Source organism: Pedobacter psychrophilus (genome assembly GCF_001652725.1).
GTDB lineage: Bacteria > Bacteroidota > Bacteroidia > Sphingobacteriales > Sphingobacteriaceae > Pseudopedobacter > Pseudopedobacter psychrophilus.
The window spans coordinates 259,412-271,925 of the sequence record NZ_LWHJ01000030.1 but is presented as its reverse complement, the minus strand read 5'-3'; the positions used below and the strand labels follow the sequence as shown (position 1 = coordinate 271,925).

At 29.1% G+C, this 12,514-nt stretch carries 12 protein-coding genes; all 12 read left to right on the top strand.

Features of this window, described 5'->3' with window-relative positions; translation table 11 throughout:
- Positions 1-22 precede the first annotated feature (22 nt).
- Complete coding sequence (locus A5893_RS14960) at positions 23-883, top strand: ABC transporter permease (RefSeq protein ID WP_068823385.1); 861 nt, start codon at positions 23-25, stop codon at positions 881-883.
- 321 nt (positions 884-1,204) lie between these two features.
- A complete protein-coding gene (locus A5893_RS14955; protein ID WP_068823384.1) occupies positions 1,205-2,473 on the top strand; it encodes an ABC transporter ATP-binding protein in 1,269 nt (422 codons plus the stop codon).
- 1 nt (position 2,474) lies between these two features.
- Positions 2,475-3,359, top strand: a complete 885-nt coding sequence (locus tag A5893_RS14950) for a hypothetical protein (RefSeq protein WP_068823383.1) — start codon at positions 2,475-2,477, stop codon at positions 3,357-3,359.
- Positions 3,360-3,365: 6 nt separating this feature from the next.
- Positions 3,366-4,634 (top strand): NAD(P)-binding protein, encoded by a 1,269-nt coding sequence (locus A5893_RS14945; RefSeq protein ID WP_068823382.1) that lies wholly within the window; start codon positions 3,366-3,368, stop codon positions 4,632-4,634.
- Positions 4,631-5,638 carry a glycosyltransferase gene (locus A5893_RS14940; protein ID WP_068823381.1) on the top strand — a complete coding sequence of 336 codons (1,008 nt, stop codon included), beginning with the start codon at positions 4,631-4,633 and terminating at the stop codon, positions 5,636-5,638. Before A5893_RS14945 ends, A5893_RS14940 begins: the two co-directional genes overlap by 4 nt.
- Positions 5,626-7,365: an FkbM family methyltransferase gene (locus tag A5893_RS17730; RefSeq protein ID WP_157687572.1), complete on the top strand. Its 1,740-nt coding sequence runs from the start codon at positions 5,626-5,628 to the stop codon at positions 7,363-7,365. The genes A5893_RS14940 and A5893_RS17730 overlap by 13 nt, the downstream gene beginning before the upstream one ends.
- Positions 7,365-8,216: a class I SAM-dependent methyltransferase gene (locus A5893_RS14930; RefSeq protein WP_068823380.1), complete on the top strand. Its 852-nt coding sequence runs from the start codon at positions 7,365-7,367 to the stop codon at positions 8,214-8,216. The genes A5893_RS17730 and A5893_RS14930 overlap by 1 nt, the downstream gene beginning before the upstream one ends.
- A gap of 113 nt (positions 8,217-8,329) precedes the next feature.
- On the top strand, positions 8,330-8,497 hold the full coding sequence (locus A5893_RS17930) for a hypothetical protein (RefSeq protein WP_198342338.1): 168 nt from the start codon (positions 8,330-8,332) through the stop codon (positions 8,495-8,497).
- A gap of 13 nt (positions 8,498-8,510) precedes the next feature.
- On the top strand, positions 8,511-9,776 hold the full coding sequence (locus A5893_RS14925; protein ID WP_068823379.1) for a glycosyltransferase: 1,266 nt from the start codon (positions 8,511-8,513) through the stop codon (positions 9,774-9,776).
- Positions 9,777-9,802: 26 nt separating this feature from the next.
- Positions 9,803-10,618 (top strand): glycosyltransferase family 2 protein, encoded by an 816-nt coding sequence (locus tag A5893_RS14920; protein ID WP_068823378.1) that lies wholly within the window; start codon positions 9,803-9,805, stop codon positions 10,616-10,618.
- Between the two features lie 9 nt (positions 10,619-10,627).
- Complete coding sequence (locus A5893_RS14915) at positions 10,628-11,302, top strand: hypothetical protein (RefSeq protein ID WP_068823377.1); 675 nt, start codon at positions 10,628-10,630, stop codon at positions 11,300-11,302.
- Complete coding sequence (locus A5893_RS14910; RefSeq protein ID WP_068823376.1) at positions 11,295-12,467, top strand: glycosyltransferase family 4 protein; 1,173 nt, start codon at positions 11,295-11,297, stop codon at positions 12,465-12,467. The genes A5893_RS14915 and A5893_RS14910 overlap by 8 nt, the downstream gene beginning before the upstream one ends.
- Positions 12,468-12,514 lie beyond the last annotated feature (47 nt).

Below are 12,514 nucleotides of genomic sequence, written 5' to 3'. Positions count from 1 at the left end.
AATTAAAAAATAAATTTTTAAAATGAACACAGCTGAAGGATTAGAAGAATGGGATATAGAAATTAAGCCCAAGAACAAATTGTTTGATCTCCAATTTAAAGAGGTTTGGCATTATCGTGATTTGATGTGGCTATTTGTTAAAAGAGATTTTATAGCACAATTTAAGCAAACCATTTTAGGTCCATTATGGCATTTGGTACAACCTATTTTAACAACAATAATGTTTCTGCTGGTTTTCGGTAAAATTGCTAAAATCCCGACTGATGGCATTGCACCTGCGGCGTTTTATATGTCTGGCTTAACTATTTGGGGTTATTTTGCGTCTTGCTTTACTGGTACTTCCAGTACTTTTACTTCTAATGCTGGTATTTTTGGTAAAGTTTATTTTCCAAGAATAGTAACTCCAATATCTATCATCTTGTCTAATTTAGTAAAATTTGCTATCCAATTTATTCTGTTGATTGCCATACTCCTATATTATCATTTTAATGGCTATCCAATTCAAATATCACTCAACTTATTATTCCTTCCTGCTATACTTATAATAATTGCAGGTATCAGTTTAGGTTTAGGGATTATATTTTCGTCGTTAACTACAAAATATAGAGACTTTACAGTATTGCTTGGCTTCGCAATCCAATTATTAATGTACGCTACTCCAGTAATTTATCCACTTTCTTACTTAAAGGGTAAAAGTTATAAATGGATCATCGATTTAAACCCTTTGAGTTCTTTAGTGGAAGCTTATAGATACTGCATTTTTGGGAAAGGTTTAGTAGAACCTTATTCCCTTTTTTATAGCGTTGTATTTATGTTAGTTTCAGTGAGTTTAGGTTATGTGATATTTAACCGAGTAGAGAAAACATTTATGGACACAGTTTAAGAGAATTTTGAATGAATGAAGTTCGAATTAGTGAATGGGTATAAATTTAAAGACGAAAGAATAAGTATAATTCATTGTAAAATCAAGACAAATTAAGTATATAAAGATTTAATACAACAAATGAGATTATTTTAGATGATTAGTGTAATTAAAGTAGAAAATCAGTCTTAATCTTATCTCTCCAATAGAGAGAAGGTTCAATCATTGTTTAAACAAGCATCACAAATCTATGGCATCAGTTATTAAAGTAGAAAAGCCCCTCTCTTATCTCCCCATTAGGGGAGAAGTTAATTTTATCTTAAATTTAACATTCGTGTTAATATGAGTAGTGTTATAAAAGTTGAGAATTTAAGTAAACAATACCGATTAGGAGAAATAGGAACAGGCTCTATATCTCATGACCTTAACCGTTGGTGGCATAGTGTACGTGGAAAAGAAAATCCTTACTTAAAAATTGGTGACACCAACGACCGTAGCACCAAAGGAGAAAGCGAATATGTGTGGAGTTTAAAAGACATTAACTTTGAAATTGAACAAGGAGATGCAGTTGGTATTATTGGACGCAATGGTGCGGGCAAAAGCACTTTATTAAAAATATTAAGTAGGGTTACAGGACCTACCACCGGCAGCGTAAAAGTGAAAGGACGTGTGGCCAGTTTGTTAGAAGTAGGTACTGGCTTTCATCCTGAACTAAGCGGAAGAGAAAATATTTTTTTAAATGGCGCCATACTAGGGATGCGCAAACACGAAATACAGCGAAAGTTTGATGAAATAGTAGATTTTAGTGGCGTAGAACGATATATAGATACTCCTGTAAAACGCTACAGCAGCGGGATGTATGTGCGCTTAGCATTTGCTGTGGCTGCTCATTTAGAATCTGAAATTTTAATTATTGATGAAGTATTGGCTGTAGGTGATGCGGAATTTCAGAAGAAATGTTTGGGTAAAATGGGCGATGTAAATAAGGGAGAGGGAAGGACAGTTTTATTTGTGAGCCATAACATGGCTTCAGTATTAAACCTGTGCAAAAGTGGAATTATACTTGCAAATGGAACTCAAAAATTTATTGGAAGTATTAACAAAGCAACGGAAATTTATCTTGGAGAAAATGAATTATCACTTGATAGCATAATCACCCTTCCTAGCTTTACAGAAGAAGAAATTCTTAATAATAAAAAAGGAAAAATCAGAAAGGCTGAAATTTTAAATACAACAATAAATAATCTTGACGATTTAAAAATTCTGATTACAATAGAAGCTTTAGTTGATATTGAGAATATAGTAATTGGAATAGGCATAAACACTCTGACAGCAGTAAGACTCATTACAGTTGAAAATTTGACTCAACCAACTTCCATAAAGGCAGGAAAAAATATAACAGCAATTGTAAATATACCTCAAATTGCACTTGCACCTGGGCAATATACCTTATCAATAGGTATTAGGCCTTTGGCTTTTAAAGGATCTTATGACTATTTACCAACAGCACTTAAATTCGAGGTTATCTCAACAATAGACTCAATACAACTCAGTGAAAATCCCGAATTAGGCACAAGGCCAAAATCTAATTGGGAATATCAAATTGTCTAATATGAAAATTTGTATATTAACGCAAACTGCGGTAGATCTTTCTGATTTTTATAAAACATTTTTTAAAGGTTATGATCTATTTTTTGTCACTTTCAAAGAGAAGAACAGAAAAGCTATTGATTTCTTACCTTCCTCTACTTGGTCGGATGGAAGAAATAGGCTTTGGGAAGAAGTAAAGGGAAAATATGACTATTATTTATTTATTGATGATGACTTAGAGTTTTTTAAAGCTAAATTTGCTATATACCCCTATTTACATCTCGCTTATCAAAAATATATAGGCAAAGAGACAATCAATTGTTATAAGAATTGTGATTCGTCTTTTTTTTTTAATGAGCTAAATTCAATTATTAAAAAAAACAAGCCTGAAATTCTAAGTGTTAGAAATCTTAATAATTTAATCAATCAGTCTTTAGATAGAGCATTTTTGAGGAATGGATCGTTTTTTAGGCCATTAGGATGGTTTGACGCTCAATTTACTCTTTTTAGTAATTATGCTGCAGAGCGTTTGCTTCCTTATGACACTATCGTATCTGGTTGGGCAAGTGCTCAAATATTAATTTATTTAATTTCATTCCATGTTTTCCAATATAAAGCTATAAGTTTAAATAGCATTGGTGTAAATAATTCTTTTCATTCAGGACCTTACGTAGCAGATTATAAATCTAATTTAGACTGCAAAAATATGATTGATAAAATTTGTGAAGCAACTGGTAGAGATTTTTCAGACCTTTTTGATACACAAAGCAATCATGTAAATTTATTTTATGGCAAAAAATATATCATGAATGCTAATCCAAACATTAATTTAAATTATCAAAAAAATTTTATGGGTGAATTAAATGGTCTTGAAAGTTTGATGATAAATAATAGGTTGAAATTTTAAATACTAATGAAAATTGCCGTATTAGGTTCTGGAATATCAGGTTTAAGCATAGCTCATTTTTTATCAGAGGAAAATAATGTCTCCGTTTTAGAAATTAAAAATAAAATAGGTGGATTGATTAAATGTGAAAGAGTAAATGATTGTTTGTTTCATAAAGTAGGAGGACATGTTTTTAATGCCAAAAATGAAAAGGTTTTTAATTGGTTTTGGTCTTTTTTTGATAAGGATGAAGAATTTATCACTGCCAAAAGAAATGCCAAAGTATTTTTTAATAAGCAAATCATAGGTTATCCTATTGAAAATTATGTTTACACATTGGACAAGACGCTTATCAACCAAATAATAGATGAGCAAATTGAAATATCAAAAAACAAGCTTGTCGCACCAAAAGACTACAATAATTTTGAAGATTTTTTAATTGGTAATTTTGGAAATACGCTTTTTGAAATCTATTTTAAACCCTATAATACTAAATTATGGAAAACTGACTTGAAAGATGTCTCCATGGAATGGCTTGAAGGCAAATTACCTATGCCAAATTTTTCTGAAATCATTAAAAGTAATATATTAAGGGAAGAGGAGGATACAATGGTACATTCTAGCTTTTATTATCCAAAAAATGAGGGATCGCAATTCATTGTAAATAGGTTATCCCAAGGCTTAAACATCACTGAAAATTTTAAGATAGAAGACATCGAGTTTCAAGATAATTTAATATGTATTAATGGGGAATTTTTTTTTGACAAACTAATTTACACTGGAGACATAAGACGCCTTCCAATAGAAATTGACAATTTATTAATTAGTGGAGGTATAGATTTAGAAGAGCTAAAAGCTTTAAAATCAAATGGTACATCTAATCTTTTCTGTGAAACAGATAATACAGAAATTTCATGGTTATATATACCAGAGCCATTCACTAAAGCACATAGAATTATTTATACTGGAAACTTCAGTGATAGTAATAATAGAGGATCATCTAGAAAAACCTGTGTTGTTGAATTTTCAGGTAAAATATCTTATGAAGAAATGATTAAAGAACTAATAAGTTTACCTGGTAATTTAAAGCCATTATCGTGGAATTATGAACAAAATTCTTATGTTATTCAAGATCATAAAACAAAAAGTTTGATGAATCGCATAAAAAAAATCTTAGAAACTAAACATATTTATTTACTAGGTCGGTTTGCAGAATGGGAATATTATAATATGGATAAAGCAATTGAAGCTGCTATGTCTTTAGCTAATAAAATTAAAAGAAGAAATCTAGAATGAAAGAAGAAACTAAAATCACGGTAATAGTTCCCTCTTACAATCAAGGCGATTATATCGAAAATTGTATAAAAAGCGTAATCCAACAAGATTATCATAATTGGGAATTAATTATCCAAGATGGCGCTTCAACAGATAGTACTATTTTTATATGTGAGAAATATGCAGCCTTAGATAATAGAATAATTTTTAGTTCTGAAAAGGATAAAGGTTTTGCGGATGCTGTTAACAAGGCTTTAAATATTGCATCCGGTACATTGGGAGTAATACAAAGTTCTGATGATTTTTTTGCACAAAACTGTGTTTTTAAAGATGCTAACAATATATATAATAATAATAATAAAGACTTAAATATCATAGCTGGAGCATCTTTAGTAGTAAACGAAGATTTAGAATTATTAGCTACTCAAGAAAGAATTGAAAAATATGTGCCCTTAGAAAATATTTATACTTTAAGAGATCATTTCAGTCAGGGAGCTACCTTTTTTTCACTTCTGCGGGCTAAAGAGATTAACTATTTAGATTCGACAGTCGATATGGTTGCGGACACCGATTTTTGGATAAGAATGGCATGTATTACTCCAGTTAAAATAAATACAGTTTACCAAACTTCTAAAATTTGGGGAGCTGTAACGGTACAACCAGAGCAAAGAAGCGGAAATCTATCTAAATTCTACTACGGAAGAGCATTAATGGGGTATGTTCATACACAAAGCAATAGATTAGGCCTGTCCAAAGCTTTTAAACAAAATCATGCAAATGAACTTATCATAGCTGGCATTGAACACTTTAAAGGATTAGCTTTAGATGTTCAAGATTTTCTTTCTCTTTATAAAGAATTAAATAAAAAAGATTATATCCTCGAACCTCTGCCAATTAGTTTAAAAATGTCCATAAAAAAAATGTTTTATACTAAAAAGGGGGAAATGCCATTAAATAGTAAGGCAGATTATTATACCGAGCATTCAAATAAAGCATCTAGACTTAATATGAGATGGTTTTCATAAAATCAAAGACTTTAGCTCCTATCATACTATTTGTATACAATCGTCCATGGCATACAGAGCAAACTTTAGAAGCTTTAATGGCTAATGAGTTGGCAAATGAATCTACGCTATATATCTATGCAGATGGAATGAAAACAGATTCTGATGAGGCGCAAATTTCATTAATTGAAAAAACAAGAGCTGTTATTAGAAAAAAGAAATGGTGTAAAGAAGTTCATATCATTGAAAGAGAAAAGAATTATGGTCTTGCTGACAATATTGTTGACGGCGTTACCGAAATTGTTAACAAATGCGGTAAAATAATTGTTCTAGAAGATGATTTAGTCACCTCGGTAGGTTTTCTAAAATATATGAACGATGCTTTATACTTGTATGAGAACGAAGAAAAGGTTATGCATATTTCCGGATACATGTTTCCTGTGAAAAAGAAATTACCGGAAACTTTTTTTTATAATACAACTTCTTGTTGGGGTTGGGCTACATGGAAGAGGGCTTGGATCTACTTTAATAATAATGCTTCTAAAACATTATCGTTAATAGAAAAACAAAATCTTATTCACAAATTTAATGTGGAAGATACTTATGGGTTTTACAGTCATCTAGAAGCAAATGCAAACGGCACAATGAAGACTTGGGCAGTACGTTGGTATGCGAGTTTATTTTTAGAAAAAGGCTTTTCACTACACCCTTATCCCTCTCTTGTTCAAAACATCGGACATGATGGTTTAGGAGAAAACTGTATTTCTAACAATTATTTTAATTGGAGGAAATTAGCAAAATTTGTAACTGTAAAGAAGATTCCTTTAGAAGAAAACAAAAATGCAAGAGCAAGCATGAGGATGTTTAATAATTCTTTATACAAAGAAAGAAATACAAAAAAAATAAGCCTCATAAAATTTATTAGAAATAATATATCAGTAGTTATACCTAAAAGTTTAAAACATCAATACCGTTTAAAGAAATATCCTAAATATAATATAGCCTTTCAATATCAAGAGGAGCTTAAAAGATTAAAATTAATTCCTAGATACACTATTGGAGAAAGTAATTTATTACATAAGACAATTTCTTTTATTGACAGTGCATCATTATTATTTATTCAAGATGAGTTATTTAATAAAGAGATTTACAAATTTAAAGCAGATAATTCTAATCCTTACATTATTGATGCGGGTGCAAATATTGGATTAAGTGTAATTTACTTTAAAATGCTATACACAGAGGCTGAGATTGTTGCCTTTGAACCAGACAATAAAGTTTTTAAAGCATTAAAAACTAATGTGGAAACTTTTAGTTTGAGTAATGTAACATTAATTAAAAAAGCGCTTTGGAATACTGAAACTACTTTAAAATTTTATTCCGAAGGCGCAGATGGTGGAAGAATTGCTATTGAAAACGAAAATGAAAAACTTGTAGAAATAGAAACTACAAGTTTAAGGGGCTATTTACAGCGCAAGGTAGATTTACTTAAAATCGATATTGAAGGAGCAGAAACAATCGTTTTACAAGATTGTGAGGATTTGCTGCATAATGTAAAAAATCTATTTGTAGAGTATCATTCTTTTACCGACCAAAATCAATCTTTGGACAAATTATTAAATATATTAAAAAATGCAGGTTTTAGATATCAAATACAACATATTGGATTATTTTCTCCGCATCCATTTATAAATATTACAAAACATAGTGGGATGGATTTACAGTTAAATATTTTTGCTTATAAATAATGAAACTTCTTAATCTTGGCTGCGGCTCACGTTATCATAATTCTTGGACAAATGTTGATTTTGTGAGTAATTCTCTTGATGTAATAACGCATAATTTATTACAAGGAATTCCTTATAAAAATGAAAGTTTCGAAGGAGTGTATCATTCTCATGTTTTAGAACATTTTAACAAAAATGATGGAAAGGAATTTTTAAAGGAATGTTATCGAGTTCTTAAATTTAAAGGGGTAATAAGAATAGCTGTTCCAGATCTTGAGAGAATAGTTAAAGAATATATTAAAAATTTAAAGCTTTCAATAGAAGGTGATTTGCAGGCTCAACTAAATTACGAATGGATAATGCTAGAATTGTTTGATCAAATAGTAAGAACCAAAAGTGGTGGTGATATGGCAACTTACATTTATCAGGATACGCTGCCAAATGAGAATTACGTTTTTGAAAGACTTGGTGAAGAAGCAAAAAACTTAAGAAAATTACACCTCAATGATTTTGATAAAACTAAAAAAATACTGCCGTTAACTTTAAATAAGAGTGACAAAAAATATTTTAGAAAAATAAAGAATATTTTGAAATATAAATTAAAAAATATACTTTTTAAGGAGGAAGTTAATTTTTTTGAAAAACATAATTCATTCAGAAAATTAGGGGAATTCCGCTTAGGTGGTGAAATTCATCAATGGATGTATGACAAATATTCTTTATCTAAATTACTTAGAGACATTGGATTCAAAAATATAGAAGTTAAAACAGCATTTGATAGCAAAATATCAAATTGGAACAAATATCAATTAGACAGTAAGGATAATATCATTTTTAAACCTGACTCTTTATTTATAGAAGCTATAAAATGAAATTTTACAATGAAACTCAATTAATAATAATTACTAAATCTTTTAAAAATATTGTTATAAATATTAAGTAACGGAGATTCTTAAAGAAATATATTCAATTACTATAAAATTCAATGCAGAAGATAATCTACCTCAAAAAAATGAGAGAGTCTTTGATTTTAGTTAAAAGTGTTGTATTAGCATCTTGTTTTAGAGCAGTAGCACTTTTATCAAATCCAGCCAAATTAATCCTTACACTTGTATTTGGATTTATGTCGAATTATCATGGAATAAGAGAATGATGGAGGAGAAGATTTGAAAATTGTTCACATCTGCACTTCATTAAAAGGGGGCGCTGGAACTGCTGCATTTAGAATTCATGAAGCAATGTTAGCTGAAGGAATAGATTCTAATTTCCTTTGTTGCGATGAAATTAATAATGGTAAAAAAGTATCAAAAATAGAGGAGGTTGTAAACCAATATGCGAGAAATTTGATTTCTAGAATATTTCAAAAAATCAAACGTATTTTTTTAGAATATTTTAATCAAAGAACTATTTTTCTCAAACAATATAATAATGCACAAGGTTTTCTTGAATGTGAATATAGTTCTACACCTTATAGCAATTTTGATGTATTAAATAACCTATTGGTCAAATCTGCAGACATCATTCATTTGCATTGGATAGCAGGGTTGTTAGACTATCCAAGTTTTTTTCAAAATGTAAAAAAACCTATTGTGTGGACTTTTCACGATATGAATCCTTTTCAAGGAATTTTTCATTATAAGCAAGACGAGCAAAGAAATAGATTTAATTTTGGAAAAATAGACCTTTTATCATACAAAATTAAAGCAAAAAGTATTAAATCTTGTAATACAACTATTAAAATTGTTTGTCCTTCAAAATGGTTGTATAAGACAGCAAAAAACGCTAAAGTATTGAATCGACTAGAAGTCGCTACAATTCCTTACACTATTGATTTTCATGTTTTTCAAAAAATAAGCAGAAAATTAGTTAGGAATAAATTTAATATTCCTGAGACAGAAACGGTTTTTCTCTTTGCTTGCCAGTCAGTCGGTGTTTTTAGGAAAGGGTTTGATCTTTTAATAGACGCTCTAAAAACTGTTATTGAAAATAACATTACGGTTATTGTTATTGGTGAAGAGTCAATTTTTGATATTTCTAATCTAAAGGTAAGATTTACAGGGACTATTACAGATAACCATTTATTAAGTGAATATTATTCGGTTGCTGATGCATTCATTATACCAAGTAGAGAAGATAATTTACCAAATGTCGTATTAGAATCGGTCAGTTGCGGTACTCCTATCATTGGTTTACCTGTTGGTGGAATCCAAGAACACATATTAGAAGGTGTAACTGGAATACTAGCCAAAGATATCAGTTCTATCGCATTGGCTAAAGCTATAACGAAGTTTTTAAGGATTAAAGAGACTTTTGATCCTAAAAAAATTCGCAACTATGCGCTTAATAATTTTGGAAACCTTAAAGTGATTAATAGTTATTTAAATATTTATCATTCACTAATCCAAAGCCAGATAATCAAAGATAGAATATGAGATTATATAAAGAAATGTAGTTTTTAATGAAAATATCCATTATTACTATTAATTACAATAATAAAATTGGCTTAGAAAGAACTATAAAAAGTGTCACCTGCCAAGATTATATTAATATAGAATATATTATTATAGACGGAGGGAGTATAGATGGTAGTGCAGAGATTATTGATAAATATAAAAGTAAGATAAATTATTGGATTAGTGAAAAGGATAATGGGATTTACGCAGCTATGAATAAAGGTATTGCTAAATCTACAGGAGATTATTTATTGTTTTTAAATTCAGGTGATATTTTTACAAGTAACGAAAGCATTGCTTCTGTTTTTTTAAACCCCAATTTTAAAATTATTGATATTATTTACGGTAATCTTTCATGTATTGATAAGGATGGAATTGTAACTGTTTTAAGTTATCCTAAGAAACTTTCTTTTGAATACTTTATTTATTTTAGTCTTCCGCATCCTGCAACTTTTATCAGAAAACAACTATTTGATACTTATGGAATGTATGATGAAAGTTTAAAAATATCCTCAGATTGGAAATTCTTCCTTTTAATGATTTGCAAAAATAATTGTAGCTATAAATTTATAGATATTACATTGTCAGAATATCAATTAGACGGAATAAGTTCAAATTTTGAGAATATGACGTTAATTAGGGAAGAACAGGTAAAAGTCTTTGTTGAAGAGTTCCCAAATATAATACATGACTACATGCAACTAGAACAGCTGAAATCTTTTTTCGACGATTTTAAAAAATCAAAAGTGCATCGTTTACTTTCTAAAATAGGATTGATAAGATATCCCAAATTGAAAATAAATGATCAGTTCAAGTTTTAATTAATAATAATGACAGATAAATTAAAGACCGTTTTTACTAAAATAAAAGATGAAAATCATTGGGGAGATTCAGATTCCATTTCTGGTGGCGGTTCTAATCTCATACAAACTGAAATTATTAGAAAAGAAATTCCTTTATTGCTAAAAAAATATGGGATTGGATTTATGATTGATGCACCATGTGGGGATTTTTTTTGGATGAAACTTATAGGAGATGAACTAGATAATATATTAATAAAATATGAAGGACATGATATAGTACAAGAAATAATTGATTTAAATATTGAAAATTATGCTAATGAGGTAAAATCTTTTCATTTATCAGACCTAACATTAAATAAATTACCTAAAGCAGATTTAATTTTAACAAGAGACTGTTTAGTACATTTAAGTTTTAAAAACATTAAAAAGGTTCTTAAAAATTATAAAAAAGCAGGAATCAAATATTTATTGACTACAACTTTTACAAACAGGAAAAACAATATTGATATTACTGATGGCGAATGGAGACCATTAAATTTACAAAAAGCACCATTTAATTTTCCAGAACCTTTATTCTTAATAAATGAGAATTGTACTGAAAATGATGGAATTTATAAGGATAAGAGCTTAGGACTTTGGGAATTGAATAAAATTAATAATATATCTAATTTCAACATATTTTTAAAAAAATATTTTGATTAAGATTAAGAAAGACGTTATTGCTGTTGTATCTCCAGATGCTAGCAGAACTGGTGCTCCAATATTGATTTTGCGGTATTTAAATTGGTTAAAAAGTAAGACAGAGTTACAATTTATTGTGATTTTAGGAAGTAACGGACCATTATATAAGGAATTTGAAATGATAGGACCTGTATATATATGGAATGATATTGTTCATAAGCATAATACTGGAGTGTTGAACCGTGTGATTTCTAAAATATTGGTAAAGTTGCTTCCAGATTATGATAGACTAGCAGATAAATTTGCTAGTAAATTAAAAAATAATTATCGCGTTAACCTTATAATTAGTAATACCTCTGTTAATGGCGAATATTTAAAGTTATTGCAAAATTGTTTTAAGTGTAAAACAATAACCTATGTACACGAAGGATATAAGTTTCTGAAATCGTTCAATCAAAGTAAATTAGTAAAATACAACTTTGAACAATCAGATGAACTAATAGCTGTTTCATACTTTGTTAAAAATATGCTAACAAAGAATTTTCAATTGAACAAACCTATACATATGCTGAATGGGTGTATAAACGATGTTGAGAAAGTTGCTTTATCTAAGGAGTTCATTAAAAAAAACAATAATATTCCAAAGGATAAATTTATAATAATGTGTTGTGGATATATGACCTGGCATAAAGGAACAGATATCTTTGTTCAGATAGTGTACCAATTATCTAAGACAAACCAAGAGATTCATTTTATTTGGTTAGGTGGTGATTCAAAAGCTATTGCATACAAGCAGATGATTTTTGATTTAGAAAAGCTAAATTTACTTCAAAATGTTTCATTTATTTTTAACGTATTTAATTCTATTGATTATATAAATATTGCTGACATTCTATTGATTCTTTCCAGAGAAGAATCATTTTCACTAGTAACAATAGAGGCAGGATTACTAAAAAAACCTATTTTGTGTTTTGAAAATTCTGGAGGACCTTTAGAAATTGTGAATTTTGATAAAAGATTTCAAATTCCTTATTTAGATGTGACTAAATTCTGCTGTAGAATTAGAAGTTTATCAAATGATAACATTGAAAGAGTTCAAATGGGAAAGTACCTTTATGAACGAGTAATTTCAAATTATACCTTAGCCAAACAAGCTAGAAATTTTCTTAATATAATAACTAAATAATTTAAATATTTCAAATTAAATAATAGTAGAATTTCACAATACTATAT

Bases quoted from the DNA above. Each gene is read 5' to 3' on its own strand.
- A5893_RS14960 (WP_068823385.1), top strand. From the start codon at position 23: ATGAACACAGCTGAAGGATTAGAAGAATGGGATATAGAAATTAAGCCC.
- A5893_RS14955 (WP_068823384.1), top strand. From the start codon at position 1,205: ATGAGTAGTGTTATAAAAGTTGAGAATTTAAGTAAACAATACCGATTA.
- A5893_RS14950 (WP_068823383.1), top strand. From the start codon at position 2,475: ATGAAAATTTGTATATTAACGCAAACTGCGGTAGATCTTTCTGATTTT.
- A5893_RS14945 (WP_068823382.1), top strand. From the start codon at position 3,366: ATGAAAATTGCCGTATTAGGTTCTGGAATATCAGGTTTAAGCATAGCT.
- A5893_RS14940 (WP_068823381.1), top strand. From the start codon at position 4,631: ATGAAAGAAGAAACTAAAATCACGGTAATAGTTCCCTCTTACAATCAA.
- A5893_RS17730 (WP_157687572.1), top strand. From the start codon at position 5,626: ATGGTTTTCATAAAATCAAAGACTTTAGCTCCTATCATACTATTTGTA.
- A5893_RS14930 (WP_068823380.1), top strand. From the start codon at position 7,365: ATGAAACTTCTTAATCTTGGCTGCGGCTCACGTTATCATAATTCTTGG.
- A5893_RS17930 (WP_198342338.1), top strand. From the start codon at position 8,330: ATGCAGAAGATAATCTACCTCAAAAAAATGAGAGAGTCTTTGATTTTA.
- A5893_RS14920 (WP_068823378.1), top strand. From the start codon at position 9,803: ATGAAAATATCCATTATTACTATTAATTACAATAATAAAATTGGCTTA.
- A5893_RS14915 (WP_068823377.1), top strand. From the start codon at position 10,628: ATGACAGATAAATTAAAGACCGTTTTTACTAAAATAAAAGATGAAAAT.